The organism is Exiguobacterium sp. s35 (genome assembly GCF_018617535.1).
Taxonomy (GTDB): domain Bacteria; phylum Bacillota; class Bacilli; order Exiguobacteriales; family Exiguobacteriaceae; genus Exiguobacterium; species Exiguobacterium aestuarii.
Genome location: NZ_JACSKI010000001.1, coordinates 1 through 20,169 on the forward strand (window position 1 = coordinate 1; position 20,169 = coordinate 20,169).

The following is a 20,169-nucleotide window of genomic DNA, read 5'->3' on the forward strand; positions in this document are numbered from 1 at the left end:
GGAAGCGTGGTGACACGTGGAGCTGAATGATACTAATCGGTCGAGGCTTTGATCTAGTCTATGGTTTGTGTTGATGAATCCTCAGTTTTGAGAGAACAATCTCTCTTAAAAAACATGTTGACATTATTTTAAGATAATGTTAATATAATATTTGTCTGGTGGCGATAGCGAGACGGCCACACCCGTTCCCATGCCGAACACGGAAGTTAAGCGTCTCAGCGCCGAAAGTAGTTGGGGGATCTCCCCCTGTGAGGATAGGACGTTGCCAGGCAAGATCGTTCCGCAATAGCTCAGTGGTAGAGCAACCGGCTGTTAACCGGTAGGTCGTAGGTTCAAATCCTACTTGCGGAGCCACTTTCTCTTTTGGAGAGCTGTCCGAGTGGCCGAAGGAGCACGATTGGAATTCGTGTAGGCGGCAAAACCGTCTCAAGGGTTCGAATCCCTTGCTCTCCGCCAGTTTTTCAAAATTCAAACATGGCCCGTTGGTCAAGCGGTTAAGACACCGCCCTTTCACGGCGGTAACACGGGTTCGAATCCCGTACGGGTCACCATTTAATTTTATATCGTCGCGGGGTGGAGCAGTCTGGTAGCTCGTCGGGCTCATAACCCGAAGGTCGTCGGTTCAAATCCGGCCCCCGCAATTAATGTCCGGTCTCGTGGTGTAGGGGTTAACATGCCTGCCTGTCACGCAGGAGATCGCGGGTTCGAATCCCGTCGAGACCGCCATTTTTATTTTTAAAAAATCAAGACTACATATGGCTTTGTAGCTCAGTTGGTAGAGCAAAGGACTGAAAATCCTTGTGTCGGCGGTTCGATTCCGTCCAAAGCCACCATATGTGGGGGGGTAGCGAAGTGGCTAAACGCGGCGGACTGTAAATCCGCTCCCTCGGGTTCGGCGGTTCGAATCCGCCCCCCCCCACCACTTAGGGGCATAGTTTAGCGGTAGAACTACGGTCTCCAAAACCGTCAGCGCGGGTTCGATTCCTGCTGCCCCTGTTTTTAATTTAATCATGGCGATTGTGGCGAAGTGGTTAACGCACCGGATTGTGATTCCGGCATTCGAGGGTTCAATTCCCTTCAGTCGCCCCATTATTATTGGGCTGTAGCCAAGTGGTAAGGCATCGGATTTTGATTCCGACATGCGAAGGTTCGATCCCTTCCAGCCCAGCCATTTTGCGGAAGTAGTTCAGTGGTAGAATACGACCTTGCCAAGGTCGGGGTCGCGGGTTCGAATCCCGTCTTCCGCTCCAATGACTTTTTGGCGCCATAGCCAAGTGGTAAGGCAGAGGACTGCAACTCCTCTATCGTCGGTTCGATTCCGACTGGCGCCTCCAACATAATATGCCGGTGTGGCGGAATTGGTAGACGCGCACGACTCAAAATCGTGTTCCTCTGGAGTGTCGGTTCGACTCCGACCACCGGTATCCGTATGACTCTAACTGAGGTTAGGGTCTTTTTTGTGTTCAATTTGCAGGGTAAGTGATCATTTTAATCGAATGGTTTAAGGTGTAGAAACAGGGGTGAATAACATCAACCAAAAAGAGATCGTAGAACGCTTCATCCGATTTGCTGACAACGAATGTGTAGGATCAAGTCGCTTGTATGAGATATTAGCTAGAGAAGTCGCTGAAAATGAATGGCTATTGTCTCTGTGTGAGGAGATACCTGATGGACAACCGGTGCCGAACCTGTTGTTTGGAGCTGTTCATGAGTTAGTACTTCAACACCAATCCGATGAACTAGCTATGTATTATCTGAGCGTGACGAAGAATCCAAAACAACCTGATGATGTATTTCCTTTTTTTCTGACGTTTTGTCATACATATGAAGCTGAGATTCGCAAGCGACTCATGACGCGACTTGTCCAAACAAATGAGATTCAGCGTTGCTCGTATTTATATCCGATTTTTATGAGAATCCAACAACAGACGAAGTTGCCACTCGGCTTACTCGAAATCGGAACAAGCGCAGGCCTCCAACTTTTTGTTGATCAGTATGCCTATGAGTATAATGACGTTCCGCTTGATCCGACAAATGCCTCATCTGTAAATATTTCAGTAAGCGTTGAATCGAAAGAACCGTTCCATCTCGAGGCGACAATTCCGCTCGATATCGGTACACGTCTCGGTATAGACTTGAATGTAATTGATTTAAAGGACGAAGCAGAACGGTCGTGGATGAATGCATTAATTTGGCCGGAGCATGAAACGCGCCGTCAAATGCTCGATGCTGCCATACAAGAAGTCGATTTTGACAAGGTGACACTCGTTGAAGGAGATGGCGTGTCTATATTACAAGAACTCACGACACGTATTCCTAAAACAGAGACACTGTGCATCTTCCATACGCACGTTGCGAATCAGATGCCACGTCCTGTGAAAGAAAATCTATTAGAGCAAGTGAGGCGGATCGGACAAACGCGAGACGTCTTCCATATTTATAACAATATTCAAGACCGTTTTCTTCATGTCGACATGTATCAATCAGGACGCTTGACGGAGTTGACGTATGCTGAGACAGAAGGGCATGGACGGGCATTTCGTGTGATCACACCATTGGAATCCTTATTTGTTCAGGCATCAAACTAACAATTAAGATATATCGAAATATTTATTTCAATGATTTTAGAAAAACTTACGAATACTTGTTGACAGTTTAATAGTATAGGTGTATATTAAATATAGTCGCTTGAACGACAACAATATTTCATGCGGGTGTAGTTTAATGGTAAAACCTCAGCCTTCCAAGCTGATGACGAGAGTTCGATTCTCTTCACCCGCTTCATATCTCTCTGCCGAGTGGCGGAGAGATTTTTTGTATGCGAAAATATATAAAGGAGGTGAACGGAATGGACCCGTACACATTGAAACAACAAATCCTCGAGTACGCCGAGACCATCGGAATTGACGAGTTGAAAGTGACGACGGCTGATCCGTTCATCGTCATGAAACAACGACTCATTCGGCAGCAAGAGAAAGGGTTTGCCTCTGGGTTTGAAGAGCCCGACTTAGAGAAGCGTACAAACCCGGAGCTCTTACTTGAAGAAGCGCAGTCAATCATAGCGATTGCGATCGCTTATCCAAGTAAGTTGAAGGATGCGCCACGGAGCGTCTCCGGAGAGCGTCGCGGGCTATTTGCCCGAGCCTCATGGGGACTGGATTATCATCGCGCCGTTGGCAATCGCTTAGAGCAGCTTCAAACGTACATTGAAGAGTTGGTTCCTGGAGTGCGTACGCGCTCAATGGTCGATACGGGTGAGCTCGTAGACCGAGCTGTCGCTGAACGAGCCGGAATCGGCTTCAGCGGAAAAAACTGCTCCATCATCTCACCCGAAAAAGGATCGTACTTATATTTAGGGGAAATGATTTTAGATGTTTATTTGCCGCCGGATGAAGCGATTGAAGATGGATGTGGCGACTGTAATAAATGTATGACGGCCTGCCCGACGACAGCACTCGTTGAACCGGGCGTGCTGGATGCGAAACGCTGCATCGCTTATCTTACGCAGATGAAGACGTTGATGCCACGAGAGTTTCGCTCGAAACTCGGAGGGCGACTATACGGATGTGATACGTGTCAGCAAGTTTGCCCGTATAATCGTAAAAAGGATTGGCGTCACCACGAAGAATTGTTACCGGAAGCAGAAATCGTCAAACCGCTGTTAGAGCCGCTCTTGACATTGAGTAACCGAGAGTTTAAACAAAAGTTTGGGCATTTATCAGGTGCGTGGCGCGGGAAGAAACCAATCCAGCGAAATGCAATTTTGGCGCTCGCGCACTACCGGGAACCATCTGCGATTCCGATTTTACGTGAATTCATCCGAAACGATGAACGAGAGGACATGCGAGCGACTGCGGTATGGGCGATCGGTGCAATTCTTGGTCCTGATGCCGAATCGATTTTTGAAGAAATTGAACGTAAAGAAGTGTCTGACATGGTACATGAAGAAATTCGTATCTATCGAGAGGAGTGGACACATGAAGATCGTGTCGTCTAAATGGGGACCGTTAGCGTATGAATTAAACGCAGCAGGCAAACTGACAGCTCTTGAGTTCACCACATATGAACCGTCAGAAGAAGCTCCTGACTGGTTACAACATCTCATGATGCGCGTCGAGCAGCATGGGTTCCATGAATCAGATCGTACCTACATCGAAATGAAGGGAACACCATTTCAACAGGAAGTATGGGATGCATTGTTGACGATTCCATACGGTGAGACACGGACATATAAACAAATTGCAGAACAAATCGGTCGGCCGAAAGCTGTTCGTGCGGTCGGGCAAGCGCTCAATCGAAACCCGTTACCGATTTTGTTTCCGTGTCATCGGGTAATTGGAAGCAGTGGAAAACTTGTCGGTTTTGCAGGAGGATTGTCTGAAAAACAACGTCTTCTTGAATTAGAAATGAAAAAGTGAGGGAATGAACTATGGCGATTCATGTCGTAATGTTTCAACCAGAAATACCAGCAAATACAGGGAACGTCTCACGTACGTGTGCGGCGACAAACTCGGTCCTCCATTTAATTCGTCCGCTCGGTTTTTCGACAGATGATAAAATGTTGAAGCGTGCGGGATTAGATTACTGGCAATTTGTCGATGTACGCTATCATGACTCGATCGAGGAACTATGGGAAAAGCATCCGGACGGCGAATTCTTTTATATCACAAAGTATGGAGAACAATATCCGAGTGATTTAGACGTTTCGGACGTAGAAGGTGACTATTTCTTCGTCTTCGGTCGTGAAACGAAAGGTTTGCCGATGGAAGTCATCGAGAACAACTTAGATCGGTGCATCCGTCTTCCACAATCGAATCTCGTCCGTTCATTGAACGTGTCGAATACAGCTGCCATCATTGTGTATGAGGCTCTACGCCAACAAGGATATGCAGGGTTGAAATAAAAAAGAGCCGGATTCGTAAGAATCCCGGCTCTTATTCGTTACCCTCAGGTTTACGGTTATATCCAGCTGTCAAAATCGCTGCGAGGAAGACGACGCTGATTCCAACCATCAATAATAGGCCCATCCAAAAATCCCCCTTTTAATCTCCATAACTATAAATAGTATAATATACTTGGTAGTAGAATTGCACTGAATATAAGAAATTACTGTGAAATTGGAGAAGGAACATGAAAACGAATGTGTACTTACTGAGCTATGCACCACTCATCGGAATAATTTTGTTTTCCATGTCACTTGCGATTGCAACGTCCGAGTATGTGATCCAGTGGCTGAATCAAATTGGCGTATATAGTGAAATCATCGAACTGTTATCCGTGCAAGAGACGAAAGTATTCGTACTCGTCGTGTTCTTCACTATCTTCTTTATGTTGTTTAGTGCACTCAAGCTGGTCGCCGATACGTTCAATCAACTCGGCTTCGCTTTTTTTGCGCGAGAAACAAACGGGACGTCACTCCATCGACTTAAGCCTGGAGCGATTATCTTCCTCATCGGTTCTGGGATCAGTTTTCTGTTTCTGAATACATTACTTGCTGTCATGGCCGTCCTTGTCTGTACGTTATTGATGTATCTCTTTTACTACGTCTGGCAAGTGAGTCAATCGATGTCCGTTCCCCGTGCAATCGGCTTGTTGCTCATGCAAGGTGTCATGTGGGCGACATTGATCAGTGGGTTAGGATGGTCGATTCTGCGGCTGTTTAATTCTGTCGGAGATATCATCTTATGAGAGAGAAATTTGAGCCGACGTTTGATGAAATAGAGGCGTGGTGTCAGACGTTTGTTCCAAAAGAAACGTTGTACTGGATCGATTCTACTTTCTTTGAAGATTTGCCGAGTAGTGTCCTCCTTTTACCGAGAGAAGAGTTTTCCCGTCACCCCGCTTATAAAAATCCGCATCTTTCGAATGCCTATCTGACATGGATGATGGGAGAAGGCGTCACACATGTTGTCCATGCCCCGTCAAACGCGGTTGATGGTTTACGTCAGGACATCAAGTCCCGTCTTCTTGAATATCAGGTGAAGACGAATCGTGGGCTTGTTTTACCTCTTGCCGTTGAGCAGCGGAATGAGGTATCAGATGACGCAATCGTGGAGAAGGATGGGCAATCTTTCATCGTCTTACACGAGTCGAACTGGAATGAACTTTCATTGAACATGCGTCATTCTCTTGTATTTAGTTATGCGAAAGAATGGGATGCATGGGAAGGGGAACGATGTGATGAACGGACACCAGCACATCTCGTTACATATGCGAATACATTTCCGATACTTGAAGGGAGTAATTGTCTGGCGGCGACGTTATATGCAGCCACACAAAGCGAATGGATGATTCACCAGTGGATTCATCCAGAGACATTTCTTCAGACGATTCAGCAGAGCGGTTTTGAAACGGTAACGGATGCTGTTCCGGAAGCAGGTGACGTCCTTACTTTTTGGAACGAACAAGAGCAACTTGTTCACGCCAGCTACTGTGTTCGAGAAAACCTATATTTCAACAAGCACGGTCAAGTTCGTTTTAACCCATGGAAACTCATAAATCACGATGAATTATTGAAACACTGGGGAAATTATCATATGCGAATCGAACGCAGAGTGTGAGTCATCAAAAAAGAGTCAGCTGATAAAATTCGGCTGACTCTTTTTAATCAATGTGCCTCTGTCCAGACGATTGCCGGGTAAGCACGGTTGGCAAGTTCGGGGAACGGTCGAGGCGTGTCGGCCCCAAGCCAAATCGCCGTGATGGTTTGATCTGTTAATCCGACGTACCACATATCTTTATTGTCATTCGTCGTGCCTGTCTTTCCTCCAAGGTATTCGTAATCACGTTTCACTTTACTCGCGTAACGTCCCGTTCCGTACGTCGTGACGGTCGTTAAAGCCTTCTTCATCACGTTCATGGTATCGGGAGACCAGACTGCCTCTTCTTTCAAAATAGGCGTCAGTGCGGGCTCACCAGAATTGAATGTGATTTGTTTAATCGTATGACCGGATGTATAGACGCCTTTGTTTAAGAACGGTGTGTAGGCTGCCGCGAGTTCTTTCGGAGAGACCCCTTGCGTGAGGCCACCGAGAGCGCTCGCCAAGTTTTCATCCTGTTCATCCCATTGACTGAACATCATGTCAGCCGTCTCGTAGGCGCGTCGCTGATCGAGTGCCGAAAAAGCCGCCAAGGCTGGTGTGTTGTAGGAGTAGGCTACCGCATCTTTCAATAACACATCGCCTAACACACGGTCGTGACTGTTCCCAGGACAGTAGGAACCGTAACATGTCGGTCGACCATCGAGAACTGTATCAAGCGTTGCCTTAGTCTCTTCGATGAACGGGGCGAACACGAGAATCGGTTTGATCGCGGAACCCGGTTGACGATAGGCTTGAGTCGCTCGGTTAAATTCACCGACTTGTGTCATTTCTGAATCGACCATCGCCACAATTCGTCCTTGAGGTGTCAGTTCTGTATATCCTCCGTTCAACCCGGATGGAAGTTGACTCATCACGGCTTTTGCTTTCGTCTGTTTGGCTGTCGATAAGTATGTCTCGATCGTCGCTTCATGCGTCGATAAATAGTCTCTGGCTTCGGCGTCATCCAAGTCATACCGTGAACGGACTAACTGAATCGCCTCGCGGACGACCGTATCCATATAATCCGGATATTGAATCGTTTGACTTCGGTAAGAAGCCTCTAGGTTCACACCATAATATTGGTCATAGGCACTCTTTGAGATGACACCTGCTTCAAATAGTTGTGTCAAAATCCGATCTTTTCGTTCGAAGTATGCATCTGAAGGATTAAGCGGGTCATAGAGTGACGGGTTATTCGGTACCGTCAATAAGTAGGCGAGTTGATTCCAGTTAAGATCGGCGAGCGGTCTCGAAAAGTATGTATCGGCCGCAGATTGAATTCCATATACATTATGTCCAAAGAAAATAACATTGCTATAAACGGTTAAAATTTCTTTCTTGCTATAGTTTTTTTCAAGCGCTCGTGCAATCAATAATTCCTTTACTTTACGCTCATATGTCCGTTCATGAGTAAGGTAAACATTTCGTGCGAGCTGTTGGGTGATGGTGCTTCCACCTTGAACAGATGTCTCATTTGCGTTATTAATAAATGCCCTGGCAATCCCGCTCAAATCGTAGCCGGGGTGGGCGTTGAATTTTCGGTCTTCGATGACCATAATGGCTTCTTGAATGTGTTCGGGCAATGCCTTGGGTGAAACATCATTTCTGCGTCCTGCCAAGTAAATTTGCTGTTCGCCGCCATTGTAAGCGAGTGTGATGGCATGTTTCGACGAGAGTGGTTGGGCTGACACCAGCTCTTGTCCCCAAGATAAGATTTCATCAGTCTTTTTGATCTCTTCTTTCAATGCATTTGTGAGTGTCAAAGAAGTCGCTAATAGTCCCGCAAAAAATAAGGTTCCAATCCAAGCTCTCATCGTTTCACCTCTTTCTATTCATTATATCGTCAAATTTACAAAAAAATATAAATGTAAACGTTATCATATAATAATTCGAGAAGGAATACTTTAGGAAAGAGCGAAAAAGGGTAAAAGAGGTTGTATATTACGATTTTGAGGAGGCTTATTATTTATGAAGCAAGAAATGGTTGCAATGCTCCTTGCGGGAGGAGAAGGAAAACGATTGGGGCCTCTCACGCGAAAAACGGCGAAGCCTGCCGTTCATTTTGGCGGAAAGTACCGCATTATCGATTTCCCATTGTCAAACTGCACGAACTCTGGAATTACAACAGTCGGGGTGTTGACGCAATACGAGCCACTTGAATTGAATCGTTACTTAGGAATCGGGACGGCATGGGATTTAGATCGTCGCAATGGGGGATTAGCGATTCTTCCACCTTACCAAGCACAGTCGGGGAAAAATTGGTACGAAGGGACAGCGAATGCGATCTATCGTAACTTGAGCTATATCGACGCTTATGAGCCGGATTATGTCTTGATCCTGTCAGGAGACCACATCTACAAGATGGACTACGAGAAGATGCTCGAAGCCCATAAAGAAAGACAAGCTGATGTGACAATCTCCGTAATGGAAGTACCGTGGGACGAAGCGTCACGTTTCGGGATTTTGAACACGGCGGATGACCTACGCATCAATGAGTTCGAAGAGAAACCTGAAGAGCCGAAGAGCAACTTGGCATCGATGGGGATTTATATCTTCAACTGGAGTGTCTTGCGTGAGCATTTGATTAAAGATGCGGAGGATGAGACGTCAAGCTTTGACTTCGGGAAGAACATCATTCCAAACACACTTCTCCAAGGACTTGATGTTTTCGCTTATAAATTCAAAGGATATTGGAAAGACGTCGGAACCATTCAATCGCTTTGGGAAGCAAATATGGATCTGTTAGAAGAAGAACCACCATTTGATTTGTATGATCCGAACTGGAAAATTTATTCGGTCAATCCGAATCAGACACCACAATATATTGGTAAAGATGCCTGCGTCGAGCAGTCTGTGATCAATGAAGGGTGTCATATCGAAGGGGAAGTTCAACATTCGGTCTTGTTCTATGACGTTCGTGTCGGAGAAGGATCGCTCGTGAAAGACTCGGTCATCATGCCGGGAGCTAGAATCGGGAAAGATGTAACAATTCACAGAGCCATTGTCGCAAGCTGTGCAGTCATTGAAGACGGCGCGACAGTCGGTGAGCCAGGTGGTGAAATCGTTGTTATTGAACCACACGAAAACATTGAAAGCGGAACCGTCTTCAAACAAAGAGTTTGAAACGAGTAAAGATCGACGCAAGGAGGCGTTACTGTTGACGAACGATTTATTAGGGGTCATTAACTTAGGAACGGAGCAAGGTCTGTTTCCAGAATTCACAGGTCATCGTAATTTAGCAGCGGTTCCATTCTCGGGGCGCTATCGTCTGATTGATTTCACGTTGACGAATATGATTACACAAAACATCAGTCAAGTCGGGATTTTCACGTTAGACAAGTACCGCTCGTTGATGGACCATCTCGGCTCGGGGAAAGAATGGGATTTGGACCGTTCACAAGGCGGACTTCACATTTTCCCACCTGCCTTAAAGCCGGACGGGGAAGCGTATCTTGGTGACTTAGCCAACTTCTCGATGCACCGAGAACATTTTATTCGCAGCAAGCAGCCGTACGTTGTCATTACGGGCTCGAACGTGTTGACGACGATTGACTATAACGACATGCTTGAGCATCACAAGTCGATGGGCGCGGACATTACGCTTGCCTATACAACGCATGAGCAGAAATGCGGCTACTGTCGTCCAATCCGCCTCGGCGAGAATGATCGCGTCGTTGGCGTGTCAGAACGCGGCTTTTCACCAGATGATGAATACGCTTATACAGAAACGATCATCATGTCAAAAAATCTCTTTATGCGTCTCATTGACGAAGCGACGTCTAAAGGAGAATACGATTTATTAGACGGTGTCATTCGCCCGCAACTCCACCGTTTGCATGTACATGGCTACCATTATGTCGGGAAAATGCAGGTCATCCACTCGGTGCTTTCGTACTATAACGAAAGTATGCGATTGCTTCGTGGGGAAGGAATCATTTATGACTTCCCGCACATCTATACGAAAATCAAGCATGAGCCACCGACTCGTTATTTGAAAGGGTCAAAAGTGAATGAAGCGCTCGTCGCGAACGGGTGTAAGATTCATGGCGAAGTTCAAAACAGTATTCTCTTCCGTGGTGTTCAAGTGAGTAAGCACGCCCGCGTGAAAAACTCAATCATCTCGTCGAAGTCGATCATTGAAGAAGGTGCTGTCGTCGAAAACGCAATCCTGGATAAGGAAGTCGTCGTAAAACGAGGACAGGTCATCCGAGGTACAATCGACGAACCGATTGTCATCGCAAAACGAACAGTGGTGTGAGGAGGATTTTATGAAAATTTGGTATGTTGCTTCAGAAGCGGCACCGTTCATGAAAACGGGGGGGCTCGCCGACGTTGTCGGTTCGCTCCCTCAAGCGGTGGCGGATTTAGGAGAAGAAGTGAGCGTCGTCATGCCGAAATATGGCTCGATTGCTGACGAATATGTGGACGAGATGGAATATTTGTTCGACCTGATCGTTCCGGTCGGTTGGCGGAAGCAATTCGGTGCGGTCTTGAAATTAGAGCGAGCTGGCATCACGTATTATTTCATCGATAACGAGTATTACTTTAAACGTGACGGTGTCTTATATGGACACTTTGATGATGCGGAACGCTTTGCCTTCTTTTCACGGGCGGTTCTCGAAATGATTGGGAAGATGGAAGATGTACCTGATGTCCTTCATTGCCATGACTGGCAGACAGGGATTTTACCGGCCTTCTTACGAATTCATTATCAACATATTGAAGCGTATCAACGCATTCGCACAGTCTATACCATCCATAACCTGCAATACCAAGGGATTTTCCCAGAAGAGATTCTCGGCGAACTGTTACAGTTCGGTCCTGAACATTTTACGGCCGAAGGCATTCAACATAATGGTCTCGTCAATTACATGAAAGCCGGAATCGTGCATTCTGATCAAATTACGACCGTCAGTCCGTCATATCGAGACGAAATCATGGAACCGTATTACGGTGAAGGACTGGACGGAGCCTTACGTCATCGCGCGGTCGACGTCCGAGGGATTTTAAACGGAATCGATTTGGCAACGAACGATCCGTTTACAGATCCGCGTATCGAACAGACGTATAACCTCGACACGTATAAAGAAGGTAAACTCGCCAACAAGCGAGCGTTACAAGAACGACTCGGTCTTGAGGTTCGAGATGATGTCATGCTCATCGGGTTCGTTAGCCGTCTCGTCGACCAAAAAGGGCTCGATTTGATTAACGGAGTATTTGAAGAACTCGGTCAGTTGCCATGCCAATTCGCATTTCTCGGTTCCGGACAGCCAGAATATGAAGGAATCGTTCACGAGATGACAGCAGCACATCCAGGGAAAGTGGGCTCATATATCGGTTTTGACATCGAACTCGCACACTTGATTTACGCTGGATCGGATGCTTTTTTAATGCCGTCACGTTTTGAACCTTGTGGACTCAGCCAATTGATTTCGATGCGCTATGGGACGTTACCGATTGTCCGTGAAACGGGTGGACTTCGTGACACGGTGAAGCCGTATAACGAGTTCACACAAGAAGGGACCGGATTCGGGTTCATGAACTATAATGCTCACGAAATGTTGGCAACAATCGAAAAAGCGATTCGTGTCTTCTATGAGAAAGAAAATTGGCATGCCCTCGTCCATCAGGCGATGACCGCGGACTTTAGCTGGAAACAATCCGCCAAGCAATATCGTGAGTTATATCATTTATTCGCATGAGTGGAAGGAGCTAACTTGATTTATGTTCACAGATAAACAGAGCTTTGTCGACGCGTTTAAAGAACGATTCATCGCATTGAATGGGAAGTCGATCGAAGATGGGACAGAGCAGGAAGTGTATCAAACCTTGGCAACGATGGTGCGCGAACAGGCCATGCCAAAATGGATTCATACGCGCGACCGTCAAGAAGAAAAACATAGCAAGCAAGTCATCTACTTCTCGCTTGAGTTTTTATTAGGTCGTTTCCTGTACAACAACTTGTTGAGTCTAGACGTGTTAGAGCTCGTCAAAGAAGGACTCGAGGACCTCGGATATGACTTTACGGAGATCACAGAGCTAGAACCAGAACCGGGACTTGGAAATGGAGGTCTTGGTCGCCTAGCAGCCTGCTTCCTCGATTCATTGGCCGCGCTCAGTTTGCCTGGTCACGGGAACGGGATTCGTTACCGGTATGGGCTTTTCAAACAAAAGATTGTCGATGGGTATCAAGTCGAGTTGCCGGACAACTGGCTACGTGACGGGAACATGTGGGAGACGAGACGTCAGGATAAAGCGGTCGACATCAACTTCGGCGGATGGATTGAGATGAAGCAAATCGGTGATCGGTTGCGCGTCGTCCATCATCCAGACGAAGTCGTGAGAGCAGTGCCGTACGACATGCCCATCATCGGTTATCAAAATGACGTCGTGAATACGTTACGTCTTTGGAATGCCGAATCACCACTTGACGATGAGGCGTATTTGGAGAAAACGAAAGGGACGTATAAAGACTTGTTGCGACATAAACAGTCGATTGCGACCATTTCGGAATTTTTATATCCAGACGATACAACGTATGAAGGAAAAGTGCTGCGCTTAAAACAACAGTACTTCTTTGTGTCGGCAGGTATTCAATCGCTGCTCGCTTCTTATATGAAACGGAATAAATCCCTCAAACAATTAGGGGACCATTATGCCATCCATATCAACGATACGCACCCGGTTGTCGCAATCCCTGAACTGATGCGAATCTTGATGGATGAGCATGGATATGGTTGGGATGAGGCGTGGCGCATCACGAAGAGCGTCATGTCGTTCACGAACCATACGCTCCTCGCTGAAGCGTTAGAGAAATGGCCGGTCGAGATGTATCAACGACTATTACCACGTGTGTATCAGATTATCGAAGAGATTAATCGACGCTTCTGTCGGGACGTATTAGTCAACTATCCTCATCTTGAATCACATATGGGTGAAATCGCAATCGTGTCGAATGAACACATCAATATGGCGAACCTAGCCGTCGTTGGCTCGCATTCCACGAACGGGGTTGCCCAGATTCATACCGATATCTTGAAACAGCGTGAGATGCGTTATTTATATGAGATGTTCCCGCTTCGCTTCAACAACAAGACGAACGGAATCACACATCGACGTTGGCTCTTGAAGTCGAATCCACGATTGTCTGATGCGATTACGGAGGCGATTGGTCCGTCATGGATTGAGCATCCGAACGATTTGGAGAAGTTGATGGGTGTCTCGAAAGATAAGAGTTTCCAAGAGATTGTGATGGATGTGAAACAACAGAACAAATTTGATTTGGCTGCTTACATTCAGGAAGAGACGGGAGAAACCGTTGACCCACACTCAATTTTTGACGTTCAAGTCAAACGTCTCCACGCCTATAAGCGTCAGCTTTTAAACGCTCTTCATATCCATGCACTTTACTTGAAGATTCAAGCGGATCCGACGTTTACGATGGTCCCGCGTACGTTTATTTTTGGTGCGAAGGCGGCACCGGGGTACCATTATGCGAAAGAAATCATTCGCTATATCAATGCGCTTGCTACTTTAATCAATAAAGATAAGCGGGCGAGCCAATTCATCAAAGTCATCTTCCTCGAGAACTACCGTGTCTCGATGGCTGAACGTATTTTCCCAGGGTCTGACTTGAGCGAACAAATTTCGACGGCGAGCTACGAGGCATCGGGTACCGGCAATATGAAATTCATGATGAACGGTGCGTTGACAATCGGTACGCTAGATGGGGCCAATATCGAGATTCGTGACGCGGTCGGAGACGATCATATCTTTATTTTTGGGTTATCCCCACAAGAAGTCATGAACTACAAAAAATTCGGGGGATATCATGCGGCGGAGATTTATCACGCTCATCAAGAAATCAAAGATGTGGTTGACGGTCTCGTCAATGGGACGTTCGATAAGGTGGGCGAATATCAGTTCCAGTCGATTTTCGATTCACTTCTCGTCTATAACGATGACTTCCTCGTATTGAAAGACTTCGTCTCCTATATGCGAGCACAGCGACGTGTCGATGAAGTATTCAGCGATCGTTCGCGTTGGGCAGAGAGCTCAATCGTCAACACGGCAAAATCGGGGATCTTTTCAAGTGACCGGACCATCACGGAATATGCGAATGCGGTCTGGAATATCAAACCGACGAGCGTTAAATAAAGATTTTTTGGAATAACATTAAAATCGATGTAAAATAAAAACGATCCACCCGTCACGGGTGGACCTCGTTTTCTGGATAGCTGATCCAGTCAGAATAGGATCCTGGATAGAGTCGAACATCGTCTTTACCGAGGGCGTGTAGCGCCAGAATATTGACACAGGCGGTCACACCACTACCGCAATAAAAGATTGGATTTTCGACAGAAAGAACGTCTTTATAGAGTTCTTTTAAATCGTGAAAGTCCTCTAATGTACCGAGCTCCGTGATGGCCTCGGCATAAGAACAGAGCAACGCGTTCGGGATATGACCTGCCTTTTTGTCAATCGGTTCATGTGACCCGTTGAAGCGGTCTTCTGTTCGTGAATCATAGAGGGAGCCGCTCGTGGCAGCTTTCACCTCTTCGAGTGTCGCGATCATGTCGTCTCGGAAGTCTGGTGTATAGTCACTTGCTGGATAGTCTGGGACGTCCGTCGTAGTCTCACCGCAATAGGTGATGCCAGATTGGATGCCGCCTTCTAAGACAACGACCCGTTCGTGACCGGCCCATTTGAAGAGCCACCATGCACGAGCTGCGAATGGGAAGCCGTCATCATAAATGATGACCAAATCTTCTTTATTAAGGCCGATGCGGCGGAGCGTTGCCGTCCATGCTTCTTTTGAAGGAAGCGGGTGACGTCCGCCATGTTCGCCGAGCGGACCGGACAAGTCTTCCATCAAGTCGAGAAAGACAGCGTTCGGAAGGTGTCCCTTTCGGTAGACATATTTACCATAGGACGCGTCGTTTAGTGAATATCGGCAATCGATGAAACGAATCGAGTTCGTATGCACGATTTGTTTTAATTCTTGGGCACGCATTGTTGGAAACATTAATATCACCTCGAGGTTTCGTTACTCTCATCGTATACAAGATGGAAGCAATTGGCGAGTACTTCGATTGAATTTTTTGAGGGTGAAAGGGGAATGAATCATGACATGGCAACAAACATATGACCGTTGGAATCAATTTGAAGGGCTTGCACCGCATTTACGTGCGGAACTTGATGAGCTCGCAAAGGATGAGACGACGTTAGAAGATGCATTTTATAAGACGCTTGAATTCGGGACAGGCGGGATGCGCGGAGAAATTGGACCAGGTGCGAACCGAATGAACGTATATACGATTCGAAAAGCATCACAAGGCTTTGCGGACTTTATCGCTGCTTCAGGAGAAGAGGCGAAACGTCATGGTGTCGTGATCGCCCATGACTCTCGTCATTTTTCACCTGAGTTTGCTTTGGAGGCGGCGCGGACGCTTGCGTCAAACGGAATCAAGACGTACTTGTTCCCAAGTTTGCGCGCTACACCCGAACTCTCGTTTGCCGTACGTCATTTGAATGCGTTCGGTGGCATTGTCATCACAGCGAGTCACAACCCGCCAGAATATAACGGGTTCAAAGTTTATGGAGCAGACGGTGGGCAACTTCCACCAGCGGAAGCGGATGAACTCGTCAGTTACGTCAATGCGATTGAAGATGAGTTGAAGATCGAGATTGAAGATGAGGCGGCGCTTCGCCAAACGGGGCTCCTCGTCACAGTCGATCCATCCGTCGATGAAGCTTATATGGAAGCACTCCAGTCGATTCGGATTCATCGTGACATACAGGATAGCCCCCTTCAGATCGTCTATTCGCCGCTCCACGGAACGGGACGCCGTCCGGTCATGGAAGGATTGAAAGCATATGGGTTTAACCATGTGACGATTGTAGAAGAGCAGGCAGAACCAGACGGTGCCTTCCCGACCGTCAGCTATCCGAACCCGGAGGAAAAGGCTGCATTTAAACTAGCGATGGAATACGGGGATCGTGTCGGGGCCGATTTACTCATGGCGACCGATCCGGATGCGGACCGTGTCGGCTTGACGGTACGCGGGCGTGACGGGGAATGGTTCGTCTTGACTGGGAACCAGACGGGTGCGCTCTTAATGGAATATATCCTCTCACAAAAGAGCGAGACGGGAACACTCCCATCGAACGGCTTCGTCGCCAAGACGATCGTCACGTCAGAACTCGGTGCCGCGATCGCGAAAGCTTACGGCGTACACCTTGAGAACACGTTGACGGGATTCAAATTCATCGGCGAGAAAATCAAACAATATGAGGAGTCAGGTGAATATGAATTCCTCTTTGGCTATGAAGAAAGCTACGGCTATTTGATTGGCGACTTCTGTCGCGACAAAGATGCTGTCCAAGCTTGTTTACTCGCAGCGGAGATGGCGGCCTACCATAAGCAAAACGGCCGGACGCTCTACGATGCGTTACAATCGATTTATGAGAAGTATGGCTTCTATGAAGAGTCATTACAGTCGATGACGTTAAAAGGGAAAGCAGGTCTCGAACAAATCGGGCGAATGATGGAAGCGTTCCGTGCCAATCCACCGAAAGAAGTCGGTGGGTATGAAGTCGTTCGTTTCGAAGATTATAAGAAGCAAGTGGCAACTGACTTACGGACAAATACGTCTGAAGCCATCGAGTTGCCTTCATCGAACGTTTTGAAATTCGTCTTTGCGGACGGGTCTTGGTTCTGCCTTCGCCCATCTGGCACAGAGCCGAAAATCAAGTTTTACTTCAGTGTACACGCGGATCGCGCCGAGAAGACGACGGCGAAACGTGAAGCGATTGAAGCAGACGTCATGAAACAGGCAAAAGCCATCGACTGATGGGAGACATCACTCTAGCGATAGGGTGATGTTTTTTGTTTGACATGAAGACATCACCCCAGTATGATGAGGATATTGTTTAAAACCGTGTAATCATATAAGGATTATAGGAAAGGCGGAATCATCATGAAAAAGACATTAACAAGCGTACTCGCAATCGGAGCTTCAGTTGGGCTTCTCGCAGCTTGCGGTAACGAAACAGACAGTGGAGCGGACGAAGCAGTCATCACTGTCGGGACAGAGGCGACATACCCACCGTTCACATACAAAGAAAAAGGTGAATTGATGGGATATGACATCGATGTCTTGAACGAAGCGGCAGAACGTGCCGGTTATAAAGTAGAGTATGAGGCAATGGACTTCAAAGGACTCGTTCCTGCACTCGATGCAGAACGCATCGACATGATTGCCAACCAAATGAGCATCACACCTGAGCGTGAAGAGAAGTATGCGTTCTCTGACCCATATGCGGTATCGGGAGCTCAAGTTATCGTTGGATCGGATAACAACGACATTCAAGGAGTAGACGACCTCGACGGCAAATTAGTCGGATCGACGCAAGGTTCGGTCTATGCGCAAATGGCGGAAGAAGCTGGTGCCGAAGTGAAATACTACAAAGGGGCGAACCAAGTGCTTCAAGACCTCGAAGTCGGTCGTCTTGATGCGGCATTGAACGACCGTCTCTTCATCTTGACAGAGCTTGAAAAAACAGGCTATGACGTCAAAGCAGTCGGTGACATCTTCAACACGAGCGAAGCTGGGTTCATGACACGTCAAGATAGCGACGTTCTTGAGAAATTGAACGAAGCACTTGCAGAAATGAAAGAAGACGGTACGATGCAGGAAATCGGTGAGAAGTACTTCGGTGAGGATATCAGTCAATGAATGAACTGATCACGACCGTCATAGATAACCGTTCGGTCTATCTTGAAGCCGTCCAGCTCACGTTGATCGCCAGTGTCCTGTCGATTCTTCTCGCCTTGGCGCTCGGTCTGATCATCGCTCTACTTCATAGTAGTCCGATTAAAATCGTACGGTTGTTCACGCGGACGTACATTTCGTTCTTCCGCGGAACACCGCTCTTACTTCAATTATTGATTTTGTATGTCGGTCTCACTGGGTTCGTGCAACTGAGTGGGATGCAGGCGCTCATCTTCGGACTCGGGTTCCACTTTGCGGCCTATATCTCGGAAGCGTTCCGGGCAGCCATCAACTCTGTCGATAAAGGGCAGGTAGAGGCAAGTGTCGCGTTAGGGATTCCGAAAATGAAGCGTTTCAAAGACATCATTTTCCCACAGGCGCTTTCACGCGCCATCCCGCCTGTCTCGAACTCGGTCATCGACATCATCAAGTCGACGTCACTCGGTTCGGTCATCGCGGTTCAGGAGTTAACGTACGTGTCTGACCAAATTGCAGCAACGACGTATTTGGTCATGCCGTTACTCTTGTTCTCGGCTTCGATTTATTGGATCTTATCGACCTTGATTCAAGCCGGTCAACACAAACTCGAACAGCGTTACGCGATTCGATAAGAAAAAGCCTCGATTCAGACGAATCGAGGCTTTTTGTATGGCTTAACGGATCACGAGTTCAGTTTCTCCGTCGAAGAAGTGTGCTTTTGTCATATCGAGTGCGAGTTCAACATCGTCACCCATGTGGATGTTCGAACGACCGTCGACACGTGCTGTGAACTGATGTCCACCAAGCTCTGCGTAGAGGTAAGACTCTGATCCCATGAGCTCAGCGACGTCGATGTGCGCTTTGAACGTGTGCGTCGTTGGTGAGTCGAGGTAGATTGGCTCATCATGGATTGATTCTGGACGAATTCCGAGGACGAGTTCTTTTCCGACATAGCCACGGTCACGAAGCGTCTTCATTTTTCCTTCTGGAACGTTGACTTCTTCACCGTTCGTGATGAATTTGCCTTCTGCGAGCGTGCCGCGGAAGAAGTTCATTGAAGGTGAACCGATGAAGCCAGCGACGAAGATGTTGTCTGGATGATCGTATACTTCTTTCGGTGATCCAACTTGTTGGATGAGACCATCTTTCAAGATGACGATACGTGTAGCAAGTGTCATCGCTTCCGTTTGGTCGTGGGTAACGTAAATTGTAGTTGTGTCCAAACGGTTGTGGAGTTGGATAATCTCTTTACGCATCTGTACACGAAGTTTCGCATCCAAGTTTGAGAGCGGCTCATCCATCAAGAAGACTTTTGCGTCACGAACGATTGCACGACCGATGGCAACACGTTGACGTTGACCACCTGAGAGCGCTTTTGGTTTACGCTCGAGGTACTCTTCCAAACCGAGAATACGAGCAGCGTCTTTTACGCGACGGTCAATCTCGTCTTTCGGGAATTTACGGAGCTTCAAGCCGAATGCCATGTTGTCATAAACACTCATGTGAGGATAGAGCGCGTAGTTTTGGAAGACCATAGCGATGTCACGATCTTTAGGAGCGACGTCGTTCATTCGTTTCCCGTCAATGATAAAGTCACCGTTTGAAATCTCTTCAAGACCTGCGATCATACGAAGTGTTGTCGATTTACCGCAACCAGACGGTCCGACGAAGACGATGAATTCACGGTCTTTAATGTGTAAGTTGAAATCGCTGACGGCTTTGACGCCACCATCGTAAATTTTATCAATATGTTCTAAACGAATTTCTGCCATGTCGTTAGCCTCCTAAAGAATCTGTGTGTGTATAATAGCGCTTACAAGAACGATTATATGATG

Annotated in this window: 16 protein-coding genes, 14 tRNA genes and 1 rRNA gene; 28 read left to right on the plus strand and 3 right to left on the minus strand. The window is 47.2% G+C overall.

Features of this window, described 5'->3' with window-relative positions; all coding sequences use genetic code 11:
- The first annotated feature begins 154 nt into the window (after positions 1-154).
- The 21 genes from rrf to KNO75_RS00105 all read left to right on the plus strand — a co-directional run bounded on the left by rrf (position 155) and on the right by KNO75_RS00105 (position 6,560).
- Positions 155-271, plus strand: a 5S ribosomal RNA gene (gene rrf / locus KNO75_RS00005).
- 8 nt (positions 272-279) lie between these two features.
- Positions 280-354, plus strand: a tRNA-Asn gene (locus tag KNO75_RS00010).
- Positions 355-365: 11 nt separating this feature from the next.
- Positions 366-456, plus strand: a tRNA-Ser gene (locus tag KNO75_RS00015).
- A gap of 20 nt (positions 457-476) precedes the next feature.
- Positions 477-551: transfer RNA gene (locus KNO75_RS00020), tRNA-Glu, on the plus strand.
- A gap of 16 nt (positions 552-567) precedes the next feature.
- Positions 568-641 (plus strand) — tRNA-Met (locus KNO75_RS00025).
- Between the two features lie 9 nt (positions 642-650).
- A tRNA-Asp gene (locus KNO75_RS00030) sits at positions 651-726 on the plus strand.
- 31 nt (positions 727-757) lie between these two features.
- Positions 758-833 (plus strand) — tRNA-Phe (locus KNO75_RS00035).
- A 5-nt stretch (positions 834-838) separates the two neighbouring features.
- Positions 839-922: transfer RNA gene (locus KNO75_RS00040), tRNA-Tyr, on the plus strand.
- 3 nt (positions 923-925) lie between these two features.
- A tRNA-Trp gene (locus KNO75_RS00045) sits at positions 926-996 on the plus strand.
- A 17-nt stretch (positions 997-1,013) separates the two neighbouring features.
- Positions 1,014-1,089: transfer RNA gene (locus KNO75_RS00050), tRNA-His, on the plus strand.
- A 7-nt stretch (positions 1,090-1,096) separates the two neighbouring features.
- Positions 1,097-1,171 (plus strand) — tRNA-Gln (locus KNO75_RS00055).
- A gap of 4 nt (positions 1,172-1,175) precedes the next feature.
- A tRNA-Gly gene (locus KNO75_RS00060) sits at positions 1,176-1,250 on the plus strand.
- A gap of 10 nt (positions 1,251-1,260) precedes the next feature.
- Positions 1,261-1,334, plus strand: a tRNA-Cys gene (locus KNO75_RS00065).
- 9 nt (positions 1,335-1,343) lie between these two features.
- Positions 1,344-1,424: transfer RNA gene (locus tag KNO75_RS00070), tRNA-Leu, on the plus strand.
- Positions 1,425-1,520: 96 nt separating this feature from the next.
- Entirely contained in the window at positions 1,521-2,588 is a 1,068-nt protein-coding gene (locus KNO75_RS00075; RefSeq protein WP_353047542.1) for a DUF2332 domain-containing protein, read from the plus strand.
- 122 nt (positions 2,589-2,710) lie between these two features.
- A tRNA-Gly gene (locus tag KNO75_RS00080) sits at positions 2,711-2,781 on the plus strand.
- 67 nt (positions 2,782-2,848) lie between these two features.
- Positions 2,849-3,997: a tRNA epoxyqueuosine(34) reductase QueG gene (queG, locus tag KNO75_RS00085; RefSeq protein WP_214819181.1), complete on the plus strand. Its 1,149-nt coding sequence runs from the start codon at positions 2,849-2,851 to the stop codon at positions 3,995-3,997.
- Complete coding sequence (locus KNO75_RS00090; RefSeq protein WP_214815494.1) at positions 3,978-4,418, plus strand: methylated-DNA--[protein]-cysteine S-methyltransferase; 441 nt, start codon at positions 3,978-3,980, stop codon at positions 4,416-4,418. The genes queG and KNO75_RS00090 overlap by 20 nt, the downstream gene beginning before the upstream one ends.
- Before the next feature lie 11 nt (positions 4,419-4,429).
- Complete coding sequence (gene trmL / locus KNO75_RS00095; protein ID WP_214789745.1) at positions 4,430-4,903, plus strand: tRNA (uridine(34)/cytosine(34)/5-carboxymethylaminomethyluridine(34)-2'-O)-methyltransferase TrmL; 474 nt, start codon at positions 4,430-4,432, stop codon at positions 4,901-4,903.
- A 227-nt stretch (positions 4,904-5,130) separates the two neighbouring features.
- Complete coding sequence (locus KNO75_RS00100; protein ID WP_074032604.1) at positions 5,131-5,688, plus strand: DUF5366 family protein; 558 nt, start codon at positions 5,131-5,133, stop codon at positions 5,686-5,688.
- Positions 5,685-6,560: a hypothetical protein gene (locus tag KNO75_RS00105; RefSeq protein WP_214819183.1), complete on the plus strand. Its 876-nt coding sequence runs from the start codon at positions 5,685-5,687 to the stop codon at positions 6,558-6,560. Before KNO75_RS00100 ends, KNO75_RS00105 begins: the two co-directional genes overlap by 4 nt.
- A 47-nt stretch (positions 6,561-6,607) precedes the next feature.
- Here the strand turns inward: KNO75_RS00105 and KNO75_RS00110 are convergent, their stop codons facing one another.
- Positions 6,608-8,395 (minus strand): transglycosylase domain-containing protein, encoded by a 1,788-nt coding sequence (locus KNO75_RS00110; RefSeq protein WP_214819185.1) that lies wholly within the window; start codon positions 8,393-8,395, stop codon positions 6,608-6,610.
- Positions 8,396-8,549: 154 nt separating this feature from the next.
- On the opposite strand from KNO75_RS00110, the gene KNO75_RS00115 reads away from it, so the two are divergent.
- The 4 genes from KNO75_RS00115 to KNO75_RS00130 are packed head-to-tail and all read left to right on the plus strand — an operon-like array spanning position 8,550 to position 14,738.
- Positions 8,550-9,704: a glucose-1-phosphate adenylyltransferase gene (locus KNO75_RS00115; protein ID WP_214789737.1), complete on the plus strand. Its 1,155-nt coding sequence runs from the start codon at positions 8,550-8,552 to the stop codon at positions 9,702-9,704.
- Positions 9,646-10,839 carry a glucose-1-phosphate adenylyltransferase subunit GlgD gene (glgD, locus tag KNO75_RS00120; protein ID WP_251126005.1) on the plus strand — a complete coding sequence of 398 codons (1,194 nt, stop codon included), beginning with the start codon at positions 9,646-9,648 and terminating at the stop codon, positions 10,837-10,839. Before KNO75_RS00115 ends, glgD begins: the two co-directional genes overlap by 59 nt.
- A 10-nt stretch (positions 10,840-10,849) precedes the next feature.
- Positions 10,850-12,283: a glycogen synthase GlgA gene (gene glgA / locus KNO75_RS00125; RefSeq protein ID WP_214819187.1), complete on the plus strand. Its 1,434-nt coding sequence runs from the start codon at positions 10,850-10,852 to the stop codon at positions 12,281-12,283.
- Between the two features lie 22 nt (positions 12,284-12,305).
- Positions 12,306-14,738: a glycogen/starch/alpha-glucan phosphorylase gene (locus tag KNO75_RS00130; RefSeq protein ID WP_214789733.1), complete on the plus strand. Its 2,433-nt coding sequence runs from the start codon at positions 12,306-12,308 to the stop codon at positions 14,736-14,738.
- A 52-nt stretch (positions 14,739-14,790) separates the two neighbouring features.
- On the opposite strand, the gene KNO75_RS00135 is transcribed toward KNO75_RS00130, so the two are convergent.
- A complete protein-coding gene (locus KNO75_RS00135) occupies positions 14,791-15,606 on the minus strand; it encodes a sulfurtransferase (RefSeq protein WP_214819189.1) in 816 nt (271 codons plus the stop codon).
- A gap of 100 nt (positions 15,607-15,706) precedes the next feature.
- Between KNO75_RS00135 and KNO75_RS00140 the strand changes: the two genes are divergently transcribed.
- The 3 genes from KNO75_RS00140 to KNO75_RS00150 all read left to right on the plus strand — a co-directional run bounded on the left by KNO75_RS00140 (position 15,707) and on the right by KNO75_RS00150 (position 18,966).
- Positions 15,707-17,434 carry a phospho-sugar mutase gene (locus KNO75_RS00140; RefSeq protein WP_214794551.1) on the plus strand — a complete coding sequence of 576 codons (1,728 nt, stop codon included), beginning with the start codon at positions 15,707-15,709 and terminating at the stop codon, positions 17,432-17,434.
- Between the two features lie 126 nt (positions 17,435-17,560).
- Entirely contained in the window at positions 17,561-18,319 is a 759-nt protein-coding gene (locus KNO75_RS00145) for a transporter substrate-binding domain-containing protein (protein WP_214819191.1), read from the plus strand.
- Positions 18,316-18,966, plus strand: a complete 651-nt coding sequence (locus KNO75_RS00150) for an amino acid ABC transporter permease (protein WP_015880920.1) — start codon at positions 18,316-18,318, stop codon at positions 18,964-18,966. Before KNO75_RS00145 ends, KNO75_RS00150 begins: the two co-directional genes overlap by 4 nt.
- 42 nt (positions 18,967-19,008) lie before the next feature.
- Here KNO75_RS00150 and KNO75_RS00155 read toward each other — a convergent pair whose 3' ends face one another.
- Positions 19,009-20,106, minus strand: a complete 1,098-nt coding sequence (locus KNO75_RS00155) for an ABC transporter ATP-binding protein (protein WP_214789726.1) — start codon at positions 20,104-20,106, stop codon at positions 19,009-19,011.
- Positions 20,107-20,169: the final 63 nt, after the last annotated feature.

What these genes read in the sequence shown, in the direction of transcription:
- queG (WP_214819181.1), top strand. Translation starts at nt 2,849, where the DNA reads ATGGACCCGTACACATTGAAACAACAAATCCTCGAGTACGCCGAGACC.
- KNO75_RS00090 (WP_214815494.1), top strand. Translation starts at nt 3,978, where the DNA reads ATGAAGATCGTGTCGTCTAAATGGGGACCGTTAGCGTATGAATTAAAC.
- trmL (WP_214789745.1), top strand. Translation starts at nt 4,430, where the DNA reads ATGGCGATTCATGTCGTAATGTTTCAACCAGAAATACCAGCAAATACA.
- KNO75_RS00100 (WP_074032604.1), top strand. Translation starts at nt 5,131, where the DNA reads ATGAAAACGAATGTGTACTTACTGAGCTATGCACCACTCATCGGAATA.
- KNO75_RS00105 (WP_214819183.1), top strand. Translation starts at nt 5,685, where the DNA reads ATGAGAGAGAAATTTGAGCCGACGTTTGATGAAATAGAGGCGTGGTGT.
- KNO75_RS00110 (WP_214819185.1), bottom strand. Translation starts at nt 8,395, where the DNA reads ATGAGAGCTTGGATTGGAACCTTATTTTTTGCGGGACTATTAGCGACT.
- KNO75_RS00115 (WP_214789737.1), top strand. Translation starts at nt 8,550, where the DNA reads ATGAAGCAAGAAATGGTTGCAATGCTCCTTGCGGGAGGAGAAGGAAAA.
- glgA (WP_214819187.1), top strand. Translation starts at nt 10,850, where the DNA reads ATGAAAATTTGGTATGTTGCTTCAGAAGCGGCACCGTTCATGAAAACG.
- KNO75_RS00130 (WP_214789733.1), top strand. Translation starts at nt 12,306, where the DNA reads ATGTTCACAGATAAACAGAGCTTTGTCGACGCGTTTAAAGAACGATTC.
- KNO75_RS00135 (WP_214819189.1), bottom strand. Translation starts at nt 15,606, where the DNA reads ATGTTTCCAACAATGCGTGCCCAAGAATTAAAACAAATCGTGCATACG.
- KNO75_RS00140 (WP_214794551.1), top strand. Translation starts at nt 15,707, where the DNA reads ATGACATGGCAACAAACATATGACCGTTGGAATCAATTTGAAGGGCTT.
- KNO75_RS00145 (WP_214819191.1), top strand. Translation starts at nt 17,561, where the DNA reads ATGAAAAAGACATTAACAAGCGTACTCGCAATCGGAGCTTCAGTTGGG.
- KNO75_RS00150 (WP_015880920.1), top strand. Translation starts at nt 18,316, where the DNA reads ATGAATGAACTGATCACGACCGTCATAGATAACCGTTCGGTCTATCTT.
- KNO75_RS00155 (WP_214789726.1), bottom strand. Translation starts at nt 20,106, where the DNA reads ATGGCAGAAATTCGTTTAGAACATATTGATAAAATTTACGATGGTGGC.